26 protein-coding genes, 1 tRNA gene and 2 pseudogenes are annotated in these 21,443 nt (G+C 61.9%); 24 read left to right on the top strand and 5 right to left on the bottom strand.

The window, feature by feature from the left end; translation table 11 throughout:
• Positions 1-75 precede the first annotated feature (75 nt).
• The 3 genes from rph (at position 76) to rdgB (ending at position 2,010) form a co-directional block, all read left to right on the top strand.
• Positions 76-813 carry a ribonuclease PH gene (rph, locus tag ACFWP5_RS09045; protein WP_384152579.1) on the top strand — a complete coding sequence of 246 codons (738 nt, stop codon included), beginning with the start codon at positions 76-78 and terminating at the stop codon, positions 811-813.
• A 142-nt stretch (positions 814-955) separates the two neighbouring features.
• Positions 956-1,366 carry a hypothetical protein gene (locus ACFWP5_RS09040; protein ID WP_384152576.1) on the top strand — a complete coding sequence of 137 codons (411 nt, stop codon included), beginning with the start codon at positions 956-958 and terminating at the stop codon, positions 1,364-1,366.
• Between the two features lie 41 nt (positions 1,367-1,407).
• Positions 1,408-2,010, top strand: coding sequence for an RdgB/HAM1 family non-canonical purine NTP pyrophosphatase (gene rdgB / locus ACFWP5_RS09035; protein ID WP_384152573.1), 603 nt, complete (start codon positions 1,408-1,410; stop codon positions 2,008-2,010).
• 41 nt (positions 2,011-2,051) lie between these two features.
• Here rdgB and ACFWP5_RS09030 read toward each other — a convergent pair.
• The 3 genes from ACFWP5_RS09030 to ACFWP5_RS09020 form a co-directional block, all read right to left on the bottom strand.
• A tRNA-Leu gene (locus ACFWP5_RS09030) sits at positions 2,052-2,134 on the bottom strand.
• Between the two features lie 13 nt (positions 2,135-2,147).
• Positions 2,148-2,825 (bottom strand): HNH endonuclease, encoded by a 678-nt coding sequence (locus tag ACFWP5_RS09025; protein ID WP_384152570.1) that lies wholly within the window; start codon positions 2,823-2,825, stop codon positions 2,148-2,150.
• Complete coding sequence (locus ACFWP5_RS09020; RefSeq protein ID WP_384152566.1) at positions 2,822-3,475, bottom strand: HNH endonuclease signature motif containing protein; 654 nt, start codon at positions 3,473-3,475, stop codon at positions 2,822-2,824. Before ACFWP5_RS09020 ends, ACFWP5_RS09025 begins: the two co-directional genes overlap by 4 nt.
• 155 nt (positions 3,476-3,630) lie before the next feature.
• Between ACFWP5_RS09020 and ACFWP5_RS09015 the strand changes: the two genes are divergently transcribed.
• Complete coding sequence (locus tag ACFWP5_RS09015) at positions 3,631-4,164, top strand: GNAT family N-acetyltransferase (RefSeq protein WP_384152563.1); 534 nt, start codon at positions 3,631-3,633, stop codon at positions 4,162-4,164.
• A gap of 45 nt (positions 4,165-4,209) precedes the next feature.
• Here ACFWP5_RS09015 and bcp read toward each other — a convergent pair whose 3' ends face one another.
• Positions 4,210-4,677: a thioredoxin-dependent thiol peroxidase gene (gene bcp, locus ACFWP5_RS09010; protein ID WP_384152560.1), complete on the bottom strand. Its 468-nt coding sequence runs from the start codon at positions 4,675-4,677 to the stop codon at positions 4,210-4,212.
• Positions 4,678-4,771: 94 nt separating this feature from the next.
• On the opposite strand from bcp, the gene ACFWP5_RS09005 reads away from it, so the two are divergent.
• The 3 genes and pseudogenes from ACFWP5_RS09005 to ACFWP5_RS08995 form a co-directional block, all read left to right on the top strand.
• On the top strand, positions 4,772-5,119 hold the full coding sequence (locus ACFWP5_RS09005) for a DUF3618 domain-containing protein (RefSeq protein WP_384152557.1): 348 nt from the start codon (positions 4,772-4,774) through the stop codon (positions 5,117-5,119).
• A 56-nt stretch (positions 5,120-5,175) separates the two neighbouring features.
• Complete coding sequence (locus ACFWP5_RS09000; RefSeq protein ID WP_384152554.1) at positions 5,176-5,532, top strand: GroES family chaperonin; 357 nt, start codon at positions 5,176-5,178, stop codon at positions 5,530-5,532.
• A 185-nt stretch (positions 5,533-5,717) separates the two neighbouring features.
• A pseudogene (locus tag ACFWP5_RS08995) lies at positions 5,718-5,972 on the top strand (DMT family transporter); the annotation flags it as partial.
• A 28-nt stretch (positions 5,973-6,000) separates the two neighbouring features.
• On the opposite strand, the gene ACFWP5_RS08990 reads toward ACFWP5_RS08995, so the two are convergent.
• Positions 6,001-8,430 (bottom strand): transglycosylase domain-containing protein, encoded by a 2,430-nt coding sequence (locus ACFWP5_RS08990; RefSeq protein ID WP_384152551.1) that lies wholly within the window; start codon positions 8,428-8,430, stop codon positions 6,001-6,003.
• Positions 8,431-8,651: 221 nt separating this feature from the next.
• Between ACFWP5_RS08990 and ACFWP5_RS08985 the strand changes: the two genes are divergently transcribed.
• From ACFWP5_RS08985 to ACFWP5_RS08905, 17 genes and pseudogenes are all read left to right on the top strand, one after another.
• On the top strand, positions 8,652-9,452 hold the full coding sequence (locus tag ACFWP5_RS08985; protein WP_384152548.1) for an ABC transporter permease: 801 nt from the start codon (positions 8,652-8,654) through the stop codon (positions 9,450-9,452).
• A gap of 70 nt (positions 9,453-9,522) precedes the next feature.
• The gene (locus tag ACFWP5_RS08980; protein WP_384152629.1) at positions 9,523-10,299 is read left to right on the top strand and encodes an ABC transporter permease; all 777 of its coding nucleotides are present in this window, start codon (positions 9,523-9,525) and stop codon (positions 10,297-10,299) included.
• 2 nt (positions 10,300-10,301) lie between these two features.
• A pseudogene (locus ACFWP5_RS08975) lies at positions 10,302-10,604 on the top strand (ATP-binding cassette domain-containing protein); the annotation flags it as partial.
• A gap of 192 nt (positions 10,605-10,796) precedes the next feature.
• Positions 10,797-11,228 (top strand): hypothetical protein, encoded by a 432-nt coding sequence (locus tag ACFWP5_RS08970; protein ID WP_384152545.1) that lies wholly within the window; start codon positions 10,797-10,799, stop codon positions 11,226-11,228.
• On the top strand, positions 11,225-11,413 hold the full coding sequence (locus ACFWP5_RS08965; protein WP_384152542.1) for a hypothetical protein: 189 nt from the start codon (positions 11,225-11,227) through the stop codon (positions 11,411-11,413). Before ACFWP5_RS08970 ends, ACFWP5_RS08965 begins: the two co-directional genes overlap by 4 nt.
• A 54-nt stretch (positions 11,414-11,467) precedes the next feature.
• Positions 11,468-13,627, top strand: coding sequence for a type IV secretory system conjugative DNA transfer family protein (locus ACFWP5_RS08960; RefSeq protein ID WP_384152539.1), 2,160 nt, complete (start codon positions 11,468-11,470; stop codon positions 13,625-13,627).
• Between the two features lie 134 nt (positions 13,628-13,761).
• Entirely contained in the window at positions 13,762-14,415 is a 654-nt protein-coding gene (locus ACFWP5_RS08955; protein WP_384152536.1) for a replication-relaxation family protein, read from the top strand.
• A gap of 690 nt (positions 14,416-15,105) precedes the next feature.
• The gene (locus tag ACFWP5_RS08950) at positions 15,106-15,333 is read left to right on the top strand and encodes a hypothetical protein (RefSeq protein ID WP_384152533.1); all 228 of its coding nucleotides are present in this window, start codon (positions 15,106-15,108) and stop codon (positions 15,331-15,333) included.
• A 1-nt stretch (position 15,334) separates the two neighbouring features.
• Positions 15,335-15,757: a YopX family protein gene (locus ACFWP5_RS08945; RefSeq protein WP_384152530.1), complete on the top strand. Its 423-nt coding sequence runs from the start codon at positions 15,335-15,337 to the stop codon at positions 15,755-15,757.
• Positions 15,758-17,338: 1,581 nt separating this feature from the next.
• Positions 17,339-17,704, top strand: a complete 366-nt coding sequence (locus ACFWP5_RS08940) for a hypothetical protein (RefSeq protein ID WP_384152527.1) — start codon at positions 17,339-17,341, stop codon at positions 17,702-17,704.
• A complete protein-coding gene (locus tag ACFWP5_RS08935) occupies positions 17,704-18,198 on the top strand; it encodes a hypothetical protein (RefSeq protein WP_384152524.1) in 495 nt (164 codons plus the stop codon). The genes ACFWP5_RS08940 and ACFWP5_RS08935 overlap by 1 nt, the downstream gene beginning before the upstream one ends.
• Positions 18,199-18,429: 231 nt before the next feature.
• Complete coding sequence (locus ACFWP5_RS08930; RefSeq protein WP_384152522.1) at positions 18,430-18,987, top strand: hypothetical protein; 558 nt, start codon at positions 18,430-18,432, stop codon at positions 18,985-18,987.
• A gap of 187 nt (positions 18,988-19,174) precedes the next feature.
• A complete protein-coding gene (locus tag ACFWP5_RS08925) occupies positions 19,175-19,444 on the top strand; it encodes a hypothetical protein (protein ID WP_384152519.1) in 270 nt (89 codons plus the stop codon).
• 590 nt (positions 19,445-20,034) lie between these two features.
• Entirely contained in the window at positions 20,035-20,562 is a 528-nt protein-coding gene (locus ACFWP5_RS08920; RefSeq protein WP_384152516.1) for a hypothetical protein, read from the top strand.
• The gene (locus ACFWP5_RS08915; protein WP_384152513.1) at positions 20,563-20,853 is read left to right on the top strand and encodes a hypothetical protein; all 291 of its coding nucleotides are present in this window, start codon (positions 20,563-20,565) and stop codon (positions 20,851-20,853) included.
• Positions 20,850-21,191: a hypothetical protein gene (locus ACFWP5_RS08910; RefSeq protein ID WP_384152510.1), complete on the top strand. Its 342-nt coding sequence runs from the start codon at positions 20,850-20,852 to the stop codon at positions 21,189-21,191. The genes ACFWP5_RS08915 and ACFWP5_RS08910 overlap by 4 nt, the downstream gene beginning before the upstream one ends.
• Positions 21,184-21,408: a hypothetical protein gene (locus ACFWP5_RS08905; protein ID WP_384152507.1), complete on the top strand. Its 225-nt coding sequence runs from the start codon at positions 21,184-21,186 to the stop codon at positions 21,406-21,408. The genes ACFWP5_RS08910 and ACFWP5_RS08905 overlap by 8 nt, the downstream gene beginning before the upstream one ends.
• The last annotated feature ends 35 nt before the right edge of the window (positions 21,409-21,443 follow it).

Here is a 21,443-nt window from a genome sequence, read left to right as displayed (position 1 = left end):
CATGCCCCTTCCCCATGCCTCGTCCCCCTGCCCCGTCCCCCTGCCCACTCCCCATGTACCACTAGGCTCTTCGCCATGTCTCGAATCGACGGCCGCACCCCCGAACAGCTCCGCCCCGTCACCATCGAACGCGGCTGGAGCAAGCACGCCGAGGGCTCCGTCCTCGTCTCCTTCGGCGACACGAAGGTCTTCTGCACCGCCTCCGTCACCGAAGGCGTCCCCCGCTGGCGCAAGGGCAGCGGCGAGGGCTGGGTCACCGCGGAGTACTCCATGCTGCCCCGCGCCACCAACACCCGCGGCGACCGCGAATCCGTCCGCGGCAAGATCGGCGGCCGCACCCACGAGATCAGCCGCCTCATCGGCCGCTCGCTCCGCGCGGTCATCGACTACAAGGCCCTCGGCGAGAACACCATCGTCCTCGACTGCGACGTCCTCCAGGCCGACGGCGGCACCCGTACGGCGGCCATCACCGGCGCGTACGTCGCACTCGCCGACGCGATCACCTGGGCCCAGACCAAGAAGCTGGTCAAGGCGGGCCGCCAGCCCCTGACCGGCACAGTGAGCGCCGTATCGGTCGGCATCGTAGGCGGAGTCCCGCTGTTGGACCTCTGCTACGAGGAGGACGTCCGCGCCGAGACCGACATGAACGTCGTCTGCACCGGCGACGGCCGCTTCGTCGAGGTCCAGGGCACCGCCGAGGCGGAGCCCTTCGCCCGCGACGAACTCAACGCCCTCCTCGACCTGGCGGTCGCCGGCTGCGACGAGCTGACCGCCGTACAGCGAAAGGCACTTGAGGCCGCGCTGGAGAAGTAAGAGGCTTGGCCGGTCAAGTAAAGGACGTACAAAGAGAGGCGGGCCGCAGGGGCAACCCGGTGGCCCGCCCCCGCGTCCCTACGCATACGGAACGGAAACGGGGAGGCCGCCGAGGCCCGCCCCACGGGGAGGACACCGAACCATGGCCGCAAGCCGACGAAGCCGAAGCAGCCGTCGTCGTATCGCCCTGGCCGCCACCGTGGTAGTGGTCGGCCTGACCGCCGGACTCGCCACCGGCTGCGACGCCGTCGGCAAGGCCATCGACTGCGTCCAGACCGCCGACACCATCGCCGACAGCGTCACCGGCCTCCAACAGGCGGTGGAGAACGCGGCCAACGACCCCACCCAGACCGACAAGTCGCTCAACTCCATCGAGAAGGACCTCGACAAGATCGGCGACAAGACCGACAACGCGGACGTCAACAAGGCGGTGGACGACCTCGACAAGGCCGTCGACAACGTTCGTACGGCGGTCAAGAACGGCGACAACACCCCCGACATCAGCCCGGTCACGGACGCGGCGGGCGAGTTGACGAAGGTCTGCACGTCGTAGGTGTACGCAGCCGTAGAGAGGCGGTTGGGATACTGGACGGCATGACACGCCTGATCCTCGCCACCCGCAACGCCGGGAAAATCACCGAACTGAGGTCGATCCTCACCGCCGCGGGCCTGCCCCACGAGCTCGTCGGCGCGGAGTCCTACCCCGACATCCCCGACGTCAAGGAAACAGGCATCACGTTCGCGGAGAACGCCCTGCTGAAGGCCCACGCTTTGGCCCAGGCAACGGGCCTCCCGGCCGTAGCGGACGACTCGGGCTTGTGCGTAGACGTGTTGAACGGCGCCCCGGGCATCTTCTCGGCCCGCTGGTCCGGCCAACACGGCGACGACAAGGCCAACCTGAACCTGCTCCTGGCCCAGCTCTCGGACATCGCGGACGAACACCGGGGCGCCCACTTCGCCTGCGCGGCAGCCCTGGCCCTACCGGACGGCACAGAACGAGTGGTCGAGGGCCAACTGCGCGGCCTGCTCCGCAACACCCCGGCGGGCACGAACGGCTTCGGCTACGACCCGATCCTCCAGCCGGAGGGCGAGACGCGAACCTGCGCGGAACTCACGGCCGACGAGAAGAACGCGATCAGCCATCGGGGGAAGGCGTTCCGGGCGTTGGTGCCGGTGGTTCGGGAGTTGTTGGGCTGAGACGACGGAGGGGCCGTCCTTGCGGGCGGCCCCTCCGAGCGTGCGGCCGATGGGAGTCGAACCCACATGGGCAAATGCCCCGAGGCACCTAAAACCTCTGCTTATACCATTCAGCAACGGCCGCGTGCCCGACCATGCTACCGGGGATGCGCGCGACTGCGGCTCCCACCTCTGCACCACGTGCTCGTGATCGCGTGGCAGTTCGGGCACAGCAACCGCAGGTTCTCCCGCCGGTCGTCACTCCAGTCGCCGTTGATGTGATCGACCTCCAGCGTTATGGGCTTGCCGAGCCACTCGGGGCCGATCCCGCATTCGGCGCACACCTCTGGTGCGCCTACCTCCAGGAGCGCCCGACGCAGCAGGTGGGTTCTCGTTCGGCGGCTGCCGTCGTGCTGGACGAGGATGTTCTCGGCGCGCCGAAGAAGCCCGCCGCCTGACCGTCCTCGCTGGTGCGCCTGTCCTAGAAAGTGGGAGGTGTCGAGGCCGTCTTCCGTCAGCCATTGGCGGAGCAGGGTGCGCAGTCTGCTGTTGTACGGCTCCATCCCCAGTGCGCGGAGCGCGTCCGCGATGGATGTGGCTCCCGCGACGGCGCGGCGCAGTTCGTCGGTGGCCGGTTTGGATGGCGCCGCGTTCGATCGTCTCCGGCGTGGCATGTGGGAGACATCGATTCCGAAGTGGTCGAAACGCCCAAAGAGGTGGCGGCGAAGTTTGCCGTAGGGCTGCGTACCGAAGAAGGCGATGACCTCGTCGATGTCGGAGCAGTGCGTGGCGGCTTCGGTCAGTCGCTCGCGGGTGTACTGCACACCGCTGCTCATGACGTGCCGCCTTTTCCGCGTCCTTTTCCGCGCCCCCGGTAACTGTCGGTCGTCGAATGGCAGTTGGGACACAGGAACCGCAGATTCTCGATGCGGTTGTCGCGCCAGTTGCCGTCGATGTGATCGACCTCCAGCGGGAGCGGATGCCCTCGCCAGACCGGTTCCGTCCCGCACAGAGCGCACCGCTCCTGCATTCCCAGGACTGTCATCGCCCACTTGAGCCGATCACTCGGGATGCGCCGAGCCTGGCCGGTCGGCTGCTCGACGAGTAGTCCCTCAGGTGTCCGTGGGTGCCGGGCTTCGCCACGTCGGGTCGGCAGCCGAAAATGCGAGGTGTCGATGCCGTACGCCTTGATGCGACGGCTTATGTGCGTGTGGTGTCCGCCCACGACCTCCAGCCCGAGACACCGCAATACCTCGCACATGTTCGTCGACGCCGAAACCGCCGCCTGGAGGATCTCCTTCGTCCACTTCGCGCCCTCTCGCTGGAAGTGCGAGACATCCACCCCCAGCTTCTTCATCCGCCCAAGGACATAGCGCCGCGTCGAACTCCCCGGATCCACCCCCAACCTCTCCAACGCCTCCGACAACGTCCGCGCCCCCTGAGCCGCCCTCTCCAGCCGCTCCCGCGAATACGCGCTGACCCCCATCGTTCCCCTCCGATCTCGACCACACGTTCGTGTTCTCGAATGGAGTAACGAGAGGCTTATCGGACAGTCACGCCCGAAACGTAAACCAGTTGGTAGACTGTGGGTCGCTGAAGCCTTCCAGGAACGGACCCTTGTCCGACCGGGAGGCTTTTTTCATGACCTCTTCCACGGCAGCAGTAGACGTACGACCAGCCACCCCCGCCGACCGCCCCACCGTCGAGCGGCTGTGGCTGATGTTCCGGCACGACCTGTCCGAGTTCAGGGACGGAGGGCAACTGCCCAACCCCGACGGGACGTTCCGCAGTGAGCGGGTGGGCGCGGCGTTCGACGACGGGGATGGGGACTGGGTGCCGTATCTGTTCGTGAGCGGCGAGCATCCCGTCGGGTTCGCGTTCGTGCGGGCGGTCGGTGCGCCCACGCGTGTCCTCAACAGCTTCTTCGTCGTGCGCGGCGCCCGGCGTGGTGGGGTCGGGCTGCGGGCCGTGCGGGAGGTCGTCGCGCGGCATCCAGGGGCCTGGGAAGTCGCGTTTCAGGACGGCAATCCTGGCGCCGTGGCGTTCTGGCGGCGGGTCGGCGAAGAGCTCGCCCCGGGGGAGTGGGGCGAGGAGCGCAGGCCGGTGCCCGAGCGGGCCGACCTGCCTCCCGATGTGTGGATCTCGTTCAGGTACGGAAAGGCGGTAGAGGTCTGACAGCCCTGGAGCCCTAGAGCCCTGGAGCCCTAGAGTCCTGGAGTTCTAGATCCCTAGGTCCTTGATGATCTTCGCTACGTGGCCCGTCGCCCGTACGTTGTACAGCGCGTGTTCGACCTTGCCGGACTCGTCCACGATGATCGTGGAGCGGATCACGCCCATGTAGGTCTTGCCGTAGTTCTTCTTCTCGCCGAAGGCCGCGTAGGCGTCGAGGACCTTCTTGTCGGGGTCCGCGAGGAGGGTGACCTTGAGGTTCTCCTTCTCGCGGAACTTGGCGAGCTTCTCCGGCTTGTCGGGGGAGATGCCGATGACGTCGTAACCCGCGCCGGCCAGCACCTCCAGGTTGTCCGTGAAGTCGCAGGCCTGCTTGGTGCAGCCGGGGGTCAGGGCCGCCGGGTAGAAGTAGACGATGACCTTGCGGCCCTTGTGGGCGGCGAGGGAGACCTCGTTGCCGTCGGCGTCGGGGAGCGTGAAGGCGGGGGCAACGTCCCCGGGCTGGAGTCGTTCACTCATCGCGCTAGCGTAACCGGGGGTGCTGACAGTGCACTCCGCCCGAGAGCTGACAGACTGTCCGGCACCAGTACCAGCAGACTTCGGAGGCCGTACGGTGGCGGACACGTCGAACACGCCGGACACCAGAACCCCGGCGCAGATCGAGGCGGACATCAAGCGTCGCCGCGATGTCCTCGCCGACACGCTCGACGAGATCGGGGTGCGGGTGCACCCGAAGACCATCGTGGGCGACGCGAAGGCCAAGGTCGCGTCCACCATCGATCACACCCTCGGCAGGGCGTACGTCGGCGTCAACCGGGTCGTGGGTGAGGTCAAGGGTCAGTTCGTGGACGAAGAGGGCGCGCCGCGCGTCGAGCGGATCGTTCCTGTCGCTCTCGTCGCCGTCGGCGTTGTGGGCCTGTTCGTCCTCGGCTCCCGGCGTCGTAACGGTCGTAAGGGCTGAAACCGTGGGCCACCCGCCCGCGTACGGACGGGTCCTGGGCAGGTAGGTTCGTGGGCGTGAGCGCCAAGAGAGACGAGCAGAGCACCGAGCACGACAAGCTGCCCATCCGGATGCTGCACGACCGTGTGCTCGTGCGGCAGGACAAGAGTGAGGGCGAGCGGCGTTCGGGTGGCGGGATCCTGATTCCCGCGACGGCGGCCGTGGGTCGCCGGCTGGCCTGGGCCGACGTGGTCGCCGTAGGGCAGAACGTGCGGACGGTGGAGCCCGGCGACCGGGTTCTGTACGACCCCGAGGACCGTGCCGAGGTCGAGGTGCGCGGGACCGCCTACGTCCTCATGCGTGAGCGGGATCTGCACGCCGTCGCCGCGGACCGTTTCGAGGGGTCCGAGGACTCGACCGGCCTGTACCTGTAATACGGAGCCTCAAGAAGCCTCAAGGGGCTGGTGACCATGGTCACCAGCCCCTTTTGCCGTTCCATTGCTACGTTGGAAAGGAGCCCGACGAGACGCGCCGTACCGGGACGCAGGCAGAGGCAGGACGCGAAGACGACGCACCCCTGTCAGTCAGGAACGCGTCTCGGAGGTGCCTCCCATGGCCTGGGTTCAGCCGACTCGTCCCCAGTGTGCTCACCGGCGCCGGCGCCGGCATCGTCGCCGGCATGCTGTTGCTCTCGTACGCCGCGAAGTCGCTGCCCATCGGTACCGCCTACGGCGTGTGGGTCGGGATCGGTGCCGCGGGGGCGGCGGTGCTCGGCATGGTGGTGCTGGGGGAGCCTGTCACCGCCGCCCGGATCTTCTTCGTGTGTCTGCTGCTGGTCGCCGTCGTGGGGCTGAAGGCGACCTCCGGTCACTGAGACCGGAGGTCCCCCCTGAGCCCAGCCGTTACTCCTTCTTGCGGCCGGTGCTCTGGGGGCCCGCCGTCGTCCCTGCGGTCGTGGCTCCGGTGGTGCCGTCCGTCGTGGTCCCCGTTGTGCCGCCCGTCGTCGTGGTCCCGCCGTCCGTGGTCGTGCCCGTGGTGCCGCCGCCGGTGGTCGTGGTTCCGCCGTCGGTCGTCGTGCCGCCCGTTGTCGTGGTGCCGTCCGTCGTGGTGCCTGTGGTGCCCGTGGTGCCGCCGGTGGTCGTGGTGCCGCCGTTCGTCGTCGTACCGCCGTTCGTCTGGCCCTGTGTGCGGCCCTGGTCGGTCTGGCCGCCGGTGGTGGTCGTGCCGCCGTTGTCCTGGTTGCCTGTCGTCGCCTGCTGGGTGGGCTGCAGGCTCGGGGGTGCGACGGTCTCGGCGCCGTCCTGGAGCTGGAGGTCGAAGTCGCTCGCCTGGGTGCCCTTGAGGGCGGACTTGGTGAACTGGGCCCAGATCTCGGCGGGCGCCCCGCCGCCGTTGACGCGTTCGAGGCCCATCGCGCCGTAGAGCGACTTGTGGGCGGCGGTGGTCGGGTCCTGGCCCATGACCGAGACGACGGTGGCGAGGTCGGGGGTGTAGCCGGCGAACCAGGCCGCCGTGTCCTCCTCCGCCGTGCCGGTCTTGCCGGCCGCCGGGCGGTCGGCGCCCTGGGCCGCGGTGGCCGTGCCGTTGTCGACGACGCTCTGCAGGACCGAGGTCGTGGTGTCGGCGGACTCGCGGCTCACCGCGCGGGTGGTCTTCCGGGCCGGCAGCTTGATGTCGCTGGTGCCGTCCTTGGTGACCTTCGAGATCATGGTGTACGTGTGCCGCTCGCCGTGGTTGGCGAGGGTGGCGTAGGCCTCCGCCATGTCGAGGACGCTCGCGGTGGACGGGCCGAGGGCGATGGACGGGGTGGCGGTCAGGTCGGGGGTGTCGGACGGGATGCCGAGGCCGATGGCTGTTTGTTTCACCTTGTCGGGGCCTACGTCGACGGCCATCTGCGCGTAGACCGAGTTGACGGACTTGTCCGTCGCCGTACGGACGGTGATGTCGCCGTAGGAGGTGCCGTCCTCGTTCTCGGGGGCGTAGGAGCCGCCGTTCCAGCCTTCCACGGGGCGCTTGTCGGTGCCGTCGTAGTAGGTGTTGGGGGTGATGGTCTGGCCGTCCTGGGTCTGGGAGCCGTTCTGGATGGCCGAGGCGAGGACGAACGGCTTGAAGGTGGAGCCGACTTGGAAGTCGCCGCGGGTCGCGCCGTTCGTGTACTGCTTGACGTAGTCGATGCCGCCGTAGATCGCGACGATGTTGCCGGTCTTGGGGTCGACCGAAGCCCCGCCCGCGCGCACGTAGTTGTCGACCTTGCGGCTCTTCTTGTCGAGCTTGGACATGACTTGGTCGTTGACGGCCTTCACGAAGGCGTCCTGCTTGCTCTTCTGCAGGGTGGTGGTGATGCGGTAGCCGCCGGCTTCGAGGGTGTCCGCGTCGATGATCTTGTTGGTGGTGAGGTAGTCCTTGATCGCGCCGACGATGTAACCGCGCTGCCCTGACATGCTCGTTGAGGCGGTGGCCTCCTTCGGCATCGGGAACTTCATGCCGGTGCGCGCGGACTGGGTGAGCCAGCCCTTCTTGACCATGCCGTCGAGGACGTAGTTCCAACGGGCCACCGCCGCGGCCTTGTTCTCGGGATGCGCTACGACGTCGTACTCGCTCGGCGCGTTCAGGAGCGCGGCGAGGTAGGCGCCGCGGCCGGCGTCGAGTTCGGTGGCGTCCTTGCCGTAGTAGGCCTGGGCGGCGGCCTGGATGCCGTAGGCGTTGCGGCCGAAGTAGCTGGTGTTGAGGTAGCCCTCCAGGATCTCGGACTTGGACTCCGTGCGGTCCAGCTTGATCGAGATGAAGAACTCCTTCACCTTTCGGGTGACGGTCTGTTCCTGGCCCAGGTAGTAGTTCTTGACGTACTGCTGGGTGATCGTGGAGCCGGACTGGGTGCCCTTGCCGGTGGCGGTGTTCCACGCGGCGCGGACCATCGCCTTGGGGTCGACGGCGGACTCGGTGAAGAAGTCCCGGTCCTCGGCGGCCAGTACGGCGTGCTGGGCGTTCGCGGAGATCTGGTCGAGGCCGACGCTCTCGCGGTTGACCTCGCCGTCGCGGGCCAGTTGGGAGCCGTCCGCGTAGAGGTACACGTTGGACTGCTTGGTGGCGAGCGCGTTGGCCGGCGGGATCTTGACCATCGAGTAGCCGAGGTAGAACGCGCCGATCAGCAGCGCCACGAGCGCGACGAACCCGGCGAGCGTCATGCGCCAGGTCGGGATGATCCTTCGCCATCCGGTGCGCTTGGGCCGCTTGGGCTTCTTGCCCCCGGGCTTCCCGGGCTCCTGAACCGCTTCCGGCTCCCTGGGTGCCCAGCCCTGCTCGGGCTGTTGCGGCTGCGGCTGGTCGCTCATGTCGTGCACGGACTCCTGTTTCGCGTCGTACCGTCCCGCACTGCCTCGTACGTTCCTGTACGGCCTTGTGCGCTTCTGCGCCCCCAGACGAAGACTCTCGCACCATGCGTTCCGTTCCCACCGATCGGCACGCACTTGCCCGGAAAATGCGTGGCGTGCGTCACCACCTGCGGACTAGGCTCCTGCGCTTCGGTGTCAAGACGTGGTGGAGGGTGGATTCTGTGGGTGCTGGGCGGTTGTACGCGGCCGTCGCGGCGGGGGGTTTCAGGCGGTACGCGACGTACCGGGCGGCGACGCTCGCCGGGGTGTTCACCAACACCGTCTTCGGCGTGGTCCTCGTCTACACGTATCTGGCGCTGTGGGACGAGCGGCCGCATCTCGGGGGGTACGACCAGGCGCAGGCGGTGACGTACGTGTGGCTGGGGCAGTGCCTGTACGCGACGCTGGCGATCCAGGGCGGCGGGTTCGAGAAGGACCTGATGGAGCGCATCCGCACGGGCGACATCGCCGTCGACCTGTACCGGCCGGCCGACCTCCAACTGTGGTGGCTGGCAAGCGACTTCGGGCGGGCACTGTTCCAACTGGTGGGCCGGGGCGTGATCCCGTTCACGTTCGGCGCGCTGTTCTTCCCGATGGCGCTGCCGACGGACGTCATGTCCTGGGCGGCTCTCCTGGTGGCGCTGCTGCTGGCGATCCTCGTCAGCTTCGGCATCCGCTATCTGGCGGCCCTGAGCGTGTTCTGGCTGATGGACGGCACAGGCATCAACCAGGCCATGATGATCCTGGGGATCTTCTGCTCGGGCATGGTGCTCCCGCTGAACGCCTTCCCGGGCGCGCTCGGCGATGTCGTACGCGCGCTGCCGTGGGCGGCACAGATCCAGGTGCCCGCGGATGTGCTGATGGGGAAGACCGATCCGCTGGGGGCGTACGCCTTCCAGGCGACCTGGGCGGTGGTGCTGCTCGCGGCGGGACGGTTGATGCAGTCGGCGGCTACGCGGAGGGTGGTGGTCCAGGGTGGTTGAGACGACCCGCCGGAACGAGTACCGAACGGCGGAACTGCCGCGCTGGCGCGAGGGGTTGCGTGCCTACGGGATGATCGCCGGGATGTGGATCCGGTCGAGCATGGCCTACCGCGCCTCCTTCGTCATCACGGTGGTCGGCAACCTGATGGTGACCGGCCTCGACTTCGCCACGATCCTGCTGATGTTCTCGCAGGTCCACTCGCTGGGCGGCTGGTCGCTGCCCGAAGTCGCCTTCCTCTACGGCCTGTCGTCGACCGCGTTCGGCATCTCCGACCTGGTCCTCGGCTCGATGGACGTGCTCGGCGCCCGCATCCGCGACGGCTCCTTCGACTCGCTGCTGGTGCGCCCGGCACCGGTGCTGGCCCAGATCGGCGCCGACCGTTTCGCGCTGCGCCGCCTGGGCCGGATCACCCAGGGCGGCCTGGTGCTGGGGTACGCGCTGCTCCACATCGACGTCAACTGGACTGTCGGGAAGCTGCTGCTGGTGCCGGTGATGCTGATCTGCGGTGCGGCGATCTTCGGGGCGCTGTTCGTGGCGGGCGCCGCCTTCCAGATCCTGGCGCAGGACGCGGCCGAGGTGCAGAACGCGTTCACCTACGGCGGCAACACGCTGCTGTCGTATCCGCCGGCGGTGTTCGGCAAGGACTTCGTGCGGGGCGTGACCTTCATGCTGCCGCTCGCCTTCGTCAACTGGGTGCCCGCCTCCTATGTGTTGGGGCGGCCGTACCCGCTGGATCTGCCGCCGGGCGCGGCGTTCGCGTCGCCGCTGGTGGCGCTCGCCTGCTGTGTGCTGGCCGGGCTGGCGTGGCGGGCGGGACTCAAGTCGTACAGGAGCACGGGGAGTTGAGCGTGACAGAGCAGGCGTTCATTGAACTGGACCGCGTCGAGAAGGTCTTCGACGTGCGCAAGAAGACCGGGTTCATGAAGCGGGAGCGGCGGCAGGTGCGGGCCGTCGACTCGATCTCCTTCGGTGTGGCGCGCGGTGAGATGGTCGGCTACATCGGTCCGAACGGTGCCGGGAAGTCCACCACCATCAAGATGCTGACCGGCATCCTCACCCCGAGCGGGGGCCGGTTGCGGGTCGCCGGCATCGATCCGTCCCGCGAGCGGACGCGGCTCGCGCACCGTATCGGCGTGGTGTTCGGCCAGCGATACCGCGAACTATCCAGTGACGATGGATCAAGTGTACTGCTGTGGTCGGTCGTTGGGCACGCCTCCTGACCTGCCCAGACGCCCCCAGGGTCCATGATCGTCCGGCCCTGCGCCAGCGCCAGGTCCAAAGATGATCTTGCCGCCACGCGCAAGCCTGGTGCTTTCCGGCCATATCAGGCGCACTCTTAGGACATGACAGACGACAGCAGTCTTCAGGCTGCGCTCACGGTCTACGCCATGACGTTTGCTGAAGCCTTCGACAAGTTCGCCGTCGATGACATCCGTCCGGCGCTCCAAAAGATGATGGACAACCACTGCCGGGACGCAGCCAAGAACCTGCGGGCCGCGCTAGAAGAGCAGATTGACTTCCAGGATGACCCCATCTTCAACGACCCAAGCTTCACCGAAGAGCGCCGGAGTCAGGCCGCAATGAAGGTCATCGACGGCAAGGTCGAGCGCGAGCAAGAGAAGCTGAACCTCTTGGTCCGTCAACTCCTACTGTGGGATCAAGACTTGGGCGTCCACACTCTGATGCAGATCGGTGAGGTCATCCGGTCCCGTTTCCCTGAGGACGCGACCGAAGAGCAGAAGTGGGACGTCATCAAGGGGACGTTGGGCGTATGAAGACCGGCAAGCTCTGGAGCGCGATGATCCTGCTCCTAGTGGCCATCATGCTGTTGTCGGTCCTGATAGATCTGATGCGCCGTGACTTCTGGTGGATAGCCGGTGGTGCATTGGTCCTGGTGGTGGTTGTCGGGGGCGGTTACAAGCTCGTCCGCGTCGCGATCACTCGGACATGGCACCACTGATGTGCGAAGATCATATGCGTGGAAACTGCTTTATCCCTTATAGGGAGTCGCAGGATGGCCACACAGCGCCCCGTTGACGACTCGCGCCGGACGTACCTCGTAACGTTCCCGCGCGAGGTAGCGCATGACTCCGTCCTGAACTTCATCCGCGCCCTGTCTGGACTACCGAAGCCCCGGCTTCTTCGCCGTATCCACACGGTTGTCTTCGAGACCTACGCCGATGCTGCCGGGATCAAGCACTACATGAGCATCCCCGGTCACGTCGTGGCAGACGTCGAGGGACAGCTACGGACTCACGTACCCGGCGCCAGCTTGCTTGCGATTGAGTCCACCGAGGACTTCATCGGTCTAACAACTTGGGATCACGTCCTTGAGATCGGTATGTCCCACGGAGCCGTGCCGTTGCACATCGTTAAGCCTGAGGCCGTTGTCGCCACGATGCTGACACCGTTCAGCCCGCTCAAGCCCCGCCAGTCCGTGATGATGCAGTGGGTCATCTCCCCGGCCAAACGCCAGGCCCCGCCCGCTAAGAAGGATGAGGACCGCCGTCCGCCGTGGCCTAACAAGCATGTCGACCCGGCAAGACGACGAGACAAGCTCAAAGAACCGACCTTCATCGCCATGGCTAGGATCGCGGCCGGCGGGCCGGATGCCGAGGACGTAACGCAGCGCGTCTACGGGGCGCTTGCTTCGACTCACTCCTACGGGGTCAGCTTCACCAAGCTCTTGGGCAGTCAGAAAGCCAAGCAGGAGCGGTTGAAGGCTCGGGCTACAAGCCTGGTTCTGCCCTGCCACCTCAACGCCTATGAACTGTCTGCGGTCATCGGTATCCCGTTCGGTATGCCCAACGTTCCGGGACTGCCTCAAGGGCGTGCGCGTCACCTCGCGCCGGATGCTTCTATCCCTAGTACTGGGGTCCTTGTTGGGACGAGCACCTACCCCGGTTTGCACCGGCCGCTTGCCATAGACCCGATGGGCACCGGGCATCGGCATGTCCTAGGTAAGACCGGCACCGGCAAGAGCACCTTCATGGGTAACACGTTCATCCAGGAGATGGACCAGGGCTTTGGTGGGGCGCTCATCGACATCCACGGCGACCTAGCCGAGGACGTCATGGCTCGCATCCCGCGTCATCGCATCGGGGATGTCATCGTCTTCGACCCCACCGACACAGACCATCCCATCGGGTTCAACGTCTTCCACGGCAACACAAGCCCGGAGGTTGTGGCCGACCAGATGATGGCGATCTTCCACGGGATCTACAAAGACTCGGGGATCTACGCCAACAACTACCTACGGGCCGTCATCCAAACGCTCGCGGCTGTACCGGGCATGACTCTGGTAGAGGTGCCGCATTTCCTCAGTGACGAGGGGTTCCGCCGCTCCATCGTGTCGCAGACAACCGACCCTGTACTGAAGAGCACCTGGAATACCTATGACAGCAGCAAGCAGGCTACTCAAGCGCAGATGGCCGCGCCGGCGATCCACCGAGTCCAACCGTTGCTCATGCGGAGTGCCGTCCGGCTAAGCCTGGGACAAAGCAACAACAGTCTGAATATGCGCGAGATTATCCTTGGAAAGAAGATCTTGATCGTCTCCATCCCTAAGGGGTTGCTCGGCCCTGAGACGTCGATCCTCTTCGGTTCACTGGTCGTGGCTCAGCTCTACCAAGCCGCCCAAGGCATCGCTCCTGCGGATCGGTACCCGTTCCACTTCTACGTGGACGAGGCTCAGAACTTCCTCAACATGCCACAGTCGTTGCCGGACATGCTGAGCGAGGCGCGGAAGTACAAGCTCAACTTGACGCTAGCCCACCAACTCGAAGCTCAGATGCCCTTGCTCTTCCGGGAAGGACTGCACTCCAACACCCGGAGCAAGTTCATCTTCCAGGTCAGTTCGTCCGATGCTGCGGGAGCCGTCAAGGAGATAGGCCCGCCGCTAACGCCGGTTGACTTCACCTCGCTCGGACAGTTCGAGATGGTCATGCAGACCACAACCCACGAGAACAAGACCAGCGCACCTGCGACAGTCCGCACCAATGACTGGCTGCCAAAGACGATCTCTCCGGCCGCTCTACGCGTCGCCTCACGCACGCAGTGGGCTCGAACCGCATCCGAAGTCGAGTCAGAGATCAGGACGCGTCAGACGGCTTCTCAGCAGGTCAAACACAAGCCAGCAGTGGGTTGGAAGTCAGAGGGGGCAACCAATGACTGATCTTGTGGTTGATCCTTGTGCTGTCTCGCTCGGCGTATCCCTCCCCGGCTCGGTCGCTGTATCGGCGGCGATACGGGGGCTAGGGCTGTGGCCTGCGTGGGGACGTCAGACGAAAGTAGGACGTGGGTCCGCCCATGTCTGACTCATACCTCTCCACACGGGACCAGGCCATCATCCGTTCCATCCACCTCCTCAGACAGCTTACTTCCACCCAAATCTCCAGACTGTACTTCCAGGACAACAGCCCAGTATCAAGATCGGCTAACGTCCGGCGGTCCCTGCGAAGACTGGTCAAGTGGCAAGAGATAGCCCGGATTGAAGAGCGGGCTATCGGAGGGTGGGCTAGTGGCTCACACGGCTATGTCTACGTGCCGCCTAAGAGCAGTCCCCAGATACGAGACCCGCACACCTTGGCTGTCACTGAGCTGTACGTAAGGCTTAAGGAAGCCGAAGCCGCCGGGGGCCGTCAGGTAGTGGACTACGAGCCAGAAGCCCGGATTAAAGGTATGACCGCCATACCTGACGCGGAGATAGTTCTAGGCGGCGGGCGCTGGGTCTGTCTTGAGGTAGACCACTCAACCGAGAGTAAGAGCCGGATAGTCGCCAAACTCGAAGCTTACGAGAAGGCTTACCGGGCCTGGACGCGGCCGACGTTCCCTTTGGTGCTCTTCACGACCCGGGACGACTACCAACAGCGGATGATTGAGCGGGTCATTGCTCAGAGTCGTGAGTCGGAGTTGTTCGTGGTTAAGCCTTTTGATGAGGCAGTGCCGTTTCTACTTTCTTAGGCCAGCCCTGCGCTCGTCTATGCCCTTACTAAAGGCTGACCCACGGGGCGCGTCCTTCCAGCGGTTACGACGCTTCATTTCAGCTTTTACGAGCTCATAGAGCATCTGGCGCGGCTTCATAGCTGCCAGCTCTTTTTGTAGTTCATTGAGGTCTATCATGTAATGCAGCTTAACACGTCCTAATCGACAATAAAAGTATTGCAATTGCATATCTACACGTGTTAATATACATACATAAGTAAGGATCAATCGAAATGGCACGAATATATGGACGAGACTTAAAGCCGGGCATGATGATTCAGAGTTGGATGCCTGGCCACTCCGAACGAGTCGAGCGCATCGGGGAGTACCGTACGCAGGTGCTCGATGGTGAAGAACATCGGCTAGCCACAGCCTTCTGCACAAACAACTACAATGTAACTATTCTTCTTGATCACCGAGACATCAGGTTGCATGAACTGGTAGCGGCGTAATGGCACTACAACCATGCACCCTAGATAACTTACGTGTGGTCTGCGAGGTGAAGCAATTCGACCATTTTACAGTCGACAGTATTGGCGACCCATTAGAAGTGACAAAGGAAGAAGTAGAGGAATCCAATATAGCCCTCTTCCGGCCCTACTACTGCCTCAAGTGTAGCAAGCAGTTTAATAACTGGGGCGAAGCCAAGACCCACGCGGGGGCTGCCAAATGATTACCACCCCACACCTCACCGACTGGCTCGTCAACAATGACCTCGAAGTCCAACTAGCCAACCGCGATTACAACGCCATCTTTGAGTACATGATTGACGGTCACCCCGACCCAGACGGCGAGAACATCAGCGACGAGCAGCTAAAGGAAGCTGTAGAACTGGCGTTAGACGACTCGTATGTGCAGACGTTCGCGGTCCCATTGGTTAAGCAGGAGACCGTATAGCATGGCACGAGAGATTAAATTCAGGGCGTGGGACATCGGCAAATCTAAGATGGTCCAGACAAATCGTCACGCATTGAACTTCGATGGTACTGGTGTCGCCTATCATCAAACTGCGGGGCGTTGGAACTATCTAGGTAGTGATAGTTACCAGCTCATGCAATACACCGGCCTCAAAGACAAGAACGGGGTGGAGATTTATGAAGATGACATCGTTGAGATAAAGGGCTCAGATAGGCTCGGCGGTTTTGGTACCGGCTATCAAAGAGGCGTGGTCGAGTGGGACGGGTTCGGTTTTGCCATAGACCGCACGTTGACTGGAAAAAAGTACGGCGGTCATGATCTCGGGTTCCTTCGCCTTGAGTTAGCCGTCATCGGCAACATCCACCAGAACCCCGAGCTCCTAGAGGCCAACCATGGAGCATGAGCTATTCGGCAAGTACGCCGACCTCTGGCCTGAATATGTTGCTCACATCGACGCGCTGAACGATGATCTATTGAAGGATCGCAGAGTTGAATACGAAGTCCGCCAAGCGGAGCACGAGCGCAGTCAGACGGAGTACGATGCTCTCCCCTTTTATCGTAAATGGGGACGACCAAACCCCGACGGAACTTTTAGCCATGTGCTACTACGCCCTAGATTTCCAGGCTATACCGCCACGGTTGAAGACTTCTTGATATGGGCCGCTCACCAAGAGAAGAAGCCATGACCTACGTCGTCAAAGCCACCGGCGAGATTATCGAGCCAGCTCAACTCGCCCGCTACCGAGTCCGCGCTAGAACCCACGAGCCCACCCCTAAGCGCAAGAGCAGACGGAAGCCGGCGCGCTGGTTGTCTCACCTGGTATGGGCGGTCGTATGCACGCTACTGGCTTCTGTCCTACTGGTCCTGACCGCATAAAGAAAAGACCCTCGGCTCCTTGGAAGGGCTAGGGATCTTTGCGTAGGAGGTAACTAACCTCTGAAACGTTCTCTTTTGGTACGAGCACACCAGGTTGCTTAGGCTCACATTAACATAAGACTATTGCCAACGATATAGTCAATAGCGTAATGTACGAAGCAAGCTGGTCCATACTTCAATGAACTAGCCCAGAGGAAGTATTCATTGCTTTTATGGCTAGTTTTGCTATGCTTAAAGAGAAGTATGGACTACCCCCTCGAACCCCGAGGGGTTTTTCTTTTTCCCTCGCAAGCCTGACACCCGGGCTCTGTCTAAACAAACGGGTACCGGCACCGATCCGGGCGCACATTCATAGGCTGATCGCGGCTGCTAATGCCCTAACCAGGCGTGAATCGGCCGGGAGCTATTTCGTGGCAACGTAGGCTCCTATGGAGAGCTGGCATGGTGCCAGCCTGCAACCCTGCAGCCGCCGCGATCAGCCTATGAACAAAGCGCATCCCGGCACGCACCAGGCCAGACCTAAAGGCTTCCCACCGCTCGATCTGTTTGAGGCTTCGGCACCAACCAGGCAGACGAGTACCGTGCAACATAAGAGAGTGGCTAACAAGAGGCGCCTAAAGAATTTTAGGCCAGGGAAGTATGTAATAGAGATGGGACGGCCGTAGGCTAAAGACCATCAGTAGACCTGTGCATAACCTCGGAAACTGTGGATAACTCCCACCTAACAGGTACGAAATAATACCCTTGCTTTTTACTGCGCTTGCTTCATACTTAAGTCATAAGCAAGGAACAATCAAATGCACGTATCAACCCCACCGGCGGACTTCAAGCCCCGCCACGGCCGCAAGCCATTAGACACCTCTCCGATAGAAGCCATTGGCGCAGTTGTCTTCATGGTCGGTGCCCCGTTCGTACTCGTCATAGCAGCTAAGCTCTTGGCCTCGTAATGGCACCGATCGACGGACCAGTAATGTATGGCCTGATGGCTGTGTCGCTTGTATTAGTGGCTGCAGGTAACCGTACCTATCGAGGTACAGCGTTGCATAACTACGCGATCTATTACCTACTTCTGGCTATCGCTTATGCCCTAGCTCGGATGCTTGTGCTGTGAGGCCCGAGTACGACCAAAAGCGCTTCTTCGAGGTCATACCCGAGAAAATCGCTGATACCCCAGTCGAAGCGCCGGCCGAGGTAGTCACGTACGGCAATGCTGACATCAACGAAGTCATCGCGTACTTCGAGACAGCGTTCAATCTGACCATGCCCCGAGCCAAGCAGCAGCGCTGGGCTGCTAAGAGAATGCTCACCAAGCACGGTATGGCCGACCTCAAGCAGGTTATCGACGCCGCTAGAGCTGTCCGCGGCATCCAATACGCCCCGGTCATCCTGAGTCTTGAAGACCTCGCCGAGAAGTGGAACAAGCTCGCCGAGTTTTACCGGAAGCAGCGCAATAACAAGACCTGGTCAATCTGATGGGCCAGAACTGGTGGAAAGCTACCCGCTTCGATCACGACGACTTGTATATCAAGCCTAACGAGGCCATGTTCATCATTGAGGCCCAGGGCAGTAAACGCCCCGTCTTCCTCTCACGCTTGAAGATGTCGATCCAGTCAGAGAAGTGGGAGCTGACCGAGACTCAGCGCAAGGTAACTGACTCCCTCGTAGCGCTACCTTCCTATAAGGAAGAGTCGACTGACCAGGACGCCGTCATTATGACTGAGCGCGGCGCCAGGGCTCGCTATGTAGCTCGTGACATCCCCGAGCAGCAGTGGGCCAGCAAGAGCACTCTATGGAAGTTCAGCCATCTGCCGCTTCACCAGAATGCCGACTATGGCACTTTGACCATCGTGTGCACTCGCGTTATCACCCGCAGAGAGCTTGACCCTAAGAACCTCCCCGAGGGCTTGAGACCGCTGGAGGACTGGGAAGAAGAGCTGATGCAGAAGAAGTTCCCGGCCAGACGATGAGTCAGATGGACTACGCGGAGCATCAGTGCTTCTCATGCGATCAGCCGGCGGCCGGATACATGAAGGGCAAAGGCCATGAGTACTACTTCTGCACCAAGCATTTCGACGAGATGCACGCTAAGTGGTTCAAGGTCCCTCGCCCTCCCGGCATTGGGCGGTTCATCGCCGCAGAGCGCCGAGAGAGGGCGAACAAGAAGTAACAGATCAAACAATAAACAAGGATCCATAACCATGGGTCGTATCGGAAACTCAACTAAGCGCATCCCCAACTCGGGTGGCGTATTCATAAAATTTAACGATGGTGACAAGTTCAGGTTCCGCCTCCTAGAAGAGCCGTGGGTCCGCATCACTCAGTACGGTAATGACGACCCTTCTCACAGCTACCTGTTCCCCGTCTGGGACTACGCAGCCGAGAAGGTACGCATCCTCTCGCAGAGCATCGCTGGCGCTAAAGCCATTGACGATATGAACGATGAGTGGGGCGGTGAGGAATACCCGTCCAAGTTTGACCTCACGGTTTCTGCAGTCGGCTCCGGACAGAACGGCCGTAAGTACACCCGTACTTCCTCACCACATCAGGGCACGATGCCGCCCAGCAACCAGTTAGAAATGATTGATATGGCCAAGGTAGCCGATGGCGCTATCCCCTTGGTCGACTTCGAGGCCGGCAAGGATCCTGAGGTCCGGACATTGGACAATGCAGAAGAGCCTAAGGCTCCGAAGTCGGATGATGTCTTGCCCACTGAGGCTGACCTTAAGAACATCAACCTTGACGACATCCCCTTCTAATGGCACCCCGAGTAGCCGCTAGAACCGAGAAAGACTTCGCGGCCATCAAGGCTTATGCCGAGAAGCACAACCTCAAGCCTGAGCTTTCCGCCTGGCCACAGATGCGCTTCACTAACCGGGACACGGGGGAGGAGGTGAAAATACTCCTCTCCCATATCAAGGACGAGCTTAAAGCGGATGACGCCAAATGAGCGGCCTCATAGTACAGCGCAAAAACAACTGGGTCTCGCTGAAGTTCCCGAGTCGGTTCAGCACCGTCCTCATATCCGCTACCGACTTCGCCGCCCTACTGGCCGAGATGAGAACTCCGGACAACGATGCCCAGACAGAGCTACGAGCGCTAGACGAGCTGTTAGAGGCTGCGGGAGATGGTAAGCGAGTGAGTGTTGCATATTTCCGCGACTATATCGCACGCAGGCTCTCAGCCCGTCAGAACTTAACTAACGAGGAGGCATAGACATGCCTGGAACAGTCGAAGGAGGCAAGCGCGCCGCCGCAACTAACAAGCTCAGGTACGGGGATAACTTCTATCGCCTTATAGGTCGCCGCGGCGGCACCGTTTCCCGAGGGGGGGGGTTCGCCAAAGACCCCGATTTAGCTCGTTGGGCTGGCTCATTAGGCGGTCGCGCATCACGTCGCACCAAGCAGAGCGGTTAGATGAGGACTAAAACCTTCATCTGTCGCAAAGAAGGCTGTGTCATCGAGACCGAAGTTCCTTATGTATCAGGTCGTCAATACTGCGACACCCACCGCCCACGTCCGTCTCAAGCAAAACTTACCCCTGAACAACTCCTCAAACGGATGCAGGCCGGCGCCCGTAATGGACTTAGAGGCTTCGCGGTATCAGAGGAAGCAGCCAGAACCGCTGGCAGTAAGGGCGGATTGATCTCATCCAAGCAACGTAACCAGGAGAAGTCTAATGCCAACTCAAACTAAGCCCGTATCAATCCCAGTCCGCAACAAGCGCCTAATCTGCCTCTACTGCAAGCTAGCTAAGCCTGGTCTATGCCGTTACCACGTCGTGAAGGCGGTGGAGGGGAAGAAGCGATGAGCAACCAGGACGGCTACAACAGGCCCACATATGATGATGCGCTGAAGTCGATTCAGGAGTCCGACCACACTAAGAGGCACTCCCGAACCGATGCGGCCCCAGGAGTCTCAACGGATTCGCTGCCCAATAGTGAGCCCACTAAGCCGGAGACATGCCCAGACTGCCAGCATGTCAGTAGAAGCAAGTATGGGCTATGCGACAAGTCGGTTGGACAAAAGAAGTACCACATGTGCATGTGCAGAAATACCAGCCATGCTTACGTGCCCACTCCTGTATTAGAGGGTGATGAGCTAGCGCGGCTAATCAAGAATTTTGAAGATGGAGAACTCGGCCACCCCATAGCTACAAGCGGGCGGAGAGAAAACCTCATCAGGTCTATAGGCGCCCTCATCACCAAACAGAACCAGGCCTACCACGCCGCTGGGTTGAGGGAGCTGCAACAAGCCTGGCTCACTGGTTATGACGGAGCCATGGTCTACAAAGAGCATTTCGACCAGGCAATAGCCAAAGAGGAGAGCAAATGAGTGACTATCGACGAAGCATTTAAGGCAGGCCATACCAAGCTCCGACTTGAGAAGTGGGCCTTACCCGAAGACCACATTGAACTCTACGACGCAGGTAATGGCTATCTTGGCCCATGGGTGCACTTCCACTCGCCATTACTAGATAAGCCCCATCCAATATTCATCGGCGATGCGGAGCAAGAAATTGACTGGGTACCGTATTCGGCGGCATTACCGCCTCAACCACAGCCCAGACCGGCAGAGAGTGACGCTGCCAAGCCAGTAACCAAAGAACAGGAGAATAGCAGGTGAAAGCATACCTTTTGTCAGTAAAAGATGAGGACGATGCCGGTCAAGCGGTGGTGTTTGCCAATACCGCCAAAGAGGCTAAGAAGCAGGTTTTCGCACACGACTCATTGGTCGAAGCACTAGAAGGTGGATGGATTGACCTGAGGGTGCATCGTAGCAAGCGATACGACGGCATGGAAAAGCTCAGTGCTGCCGAGCTAGCGCTGCATCAGTGGCCTGATGGCTGGCAATGGTTTGACATGGATTTCCCCTACCCAGACGAGTCCACCGACGCCGAGTTTATCGAATGGTACAACGATACCTTTCCCACCCCAACCAAGAAGGAGAACAGTCATGAGTAAGACATATGTAGTGGCCGTAAATTGCCCCGGTTATCAACGGTTCGTCGTCGAGGCCGATGACAAAGAAGATGCTGAGCGTAAGGCAGAATGCGCCTTTCAGTGCGACCAGGTGGGCGGAGAGGCTGTTGGTGAGGACACCGAAGAAATAGCCCAGGCCACGGCTAAGCACGAGCATGGCACCCATATCGACTACGAGGAATACCCCGATGCCAAGTAACCCCAACACAAATACCCCATGCAAAACCTGCGGAG

It is taken from the genome of Streptomyces sp. NPDC058469, assembly GCF_042721125.1.
In the GTDB taxonomy this organism is placed as follows: Bacteria; Actinomycetota; Actinomycetes; order Streptomycetales; family Streptomycetaceae; genus Streptomyces.
This window is presented reverse-complemented; position numbering and strand designations above follow the sequence as displayed.

Excerpts from the sequence above, each read along its gene's own strand:
- ACFWP5_RS08930 (WP_384152522.1), top strand. The coding sequence starts at position 18,430 with ATGGGTCGTATCGGAAACTCAACTAAGCGCATCCCCAACTCGGGTGGC.
- bcp (WP_384152560.1), bottom strand. The coding sequence starts at position 4,677 with ATGAGTGAACGACTCCAGCCCGGGGACGTTGCCCCCGCCTTCACGCTC.
- ACFWP5_RS08945 (WP_384152530.1), top strand. The coding sequence starts at position 15,335 with ATGGCACGAGAGATTAAATTCAGGGCGTGGGACATCGGCAAATCTAAG.
- ACFWP5_RS08990 (WP_384152551.1), bottom strand. The coding sequence starts at position 8,430 with ATGAGCGACCAGCCGCAGCCGCAACAGCCCGAGCAGGGCTGGGCACCC.
- ACFWP5_RS08970 (WP_384152545.1), top strand. The coding sequence starts at position 10,797 with ATGACAGACGACAGCAGTCTTCAGGCTGCGCTCACGGTCTACGCCATG.
- ACFWP5_RS08955 (WP_384152536.1), top strand. The coding sequence starts at position 13,762 with ATGTCTGACTCATACCTCTCCACACGGGACCAGGCCATCATCCGTTCC.
- ACFWP5_RS08920 (WP_384152516.1), top strand. The coding sequence starts at position 20,035 with ATGAGCAACCAGGACGGCTACAACAGGCCCACATATGATGATGCGCTG.
- ACFWP5_RS09020 (WP_384152566.1), bottom strand. The coding sequence starts at position 3,475 with ATGGGGGTCAGCGCGTATTCGCGGGAGCGGCTGGAGAGGGCGGCTCAG.
- ACFWP5_RS08935 (WP_384152524.1), top strand. The coding sequence starts at position 17,704 with ATGGGCCAGAACTGGTGGAAAGCTACCCGCTTCGATCACGACGACTTG.
- ACFWP5_RS08960 (WP_384152539.1), top strand. The coding sequence starts at position 11,468 with ATGGCCACACAGCGCCCCGTTGACGACTCGCGCCGGACGTACCTCGTA.
- ACFWP5_RS08980 (WP_384152629.1), top strand. The coding sequence starts at position 9,523 with ATGATCGCCGGGATGTGGATCCGGTCGAGCATGGCCTACCGCGCCTCC.
- ACFWP5_RS09040 (WP_384152576.1), top strand. The coding sequence starts at position 956 with ATGGCCGCAAGCCGACGAAGCCGAAGCAGCCGTCGTCGTATCGCCCTG.
- rdgB (WP_384152573.1), top strand. The coding sequence starts at position 1,408 with ATGACACGCCTGATCCTCGCCACCCGCAACGCCGGGAAAATCACCGAA.
- ACFWP5_RS08965 (WP_384152542.1), top strand. The coding sequence starts at position 11,225 with ATGAAGACCGGCAAGCTCTGGAGCGCGATGATCCTGCTCCTAGTGGCC.
- ACFWP5_RS09025 (WP_384152570.1), bottom strand. The coding sequence starts at position 2,825 with ATGAGCAGCGGTGTGCAGTACACCCGCGAGCGACTGACCGAAGCCGCC.
- ACFWP5_RS08925 (WP_384152519.1), top strand. The coding sequence starts at position 19,175 with ATGAGCGGCCTCATAGTACAGCGCAAAAACAACTGGGTCTCGCTGAAG.
- ACFWP5_RS09015 (WP_384152563.1), top strand. The coding sequence starts at position 3,631 with ATGACCTCTTCCACGGCAGCAGTAGACGTACGACCAGCCACCCCCGCC.
- ACFWP5_RS08905 (WP_384152507.1), top strand. The coding sequence starts at position 21,184 with ATGAGTAAGACATATGTAGTGGCCGTAAATTGCCCCGGTTATCAACGG.
- ACFWP5_RS08950 (WP_384152533.1), top strand. The coding sequence starts at position 15,106 with ATGATTACCACCCCACACCTCACCGACTGGCTCGTCAACAATGACCTC.
- rph (WP_384152579.1), top strand. The coding sequence starts at position 76 with ATGTCTCGAATCGACGGCCGCACCCCCGAACAGCTCCGCCCCGTCACC.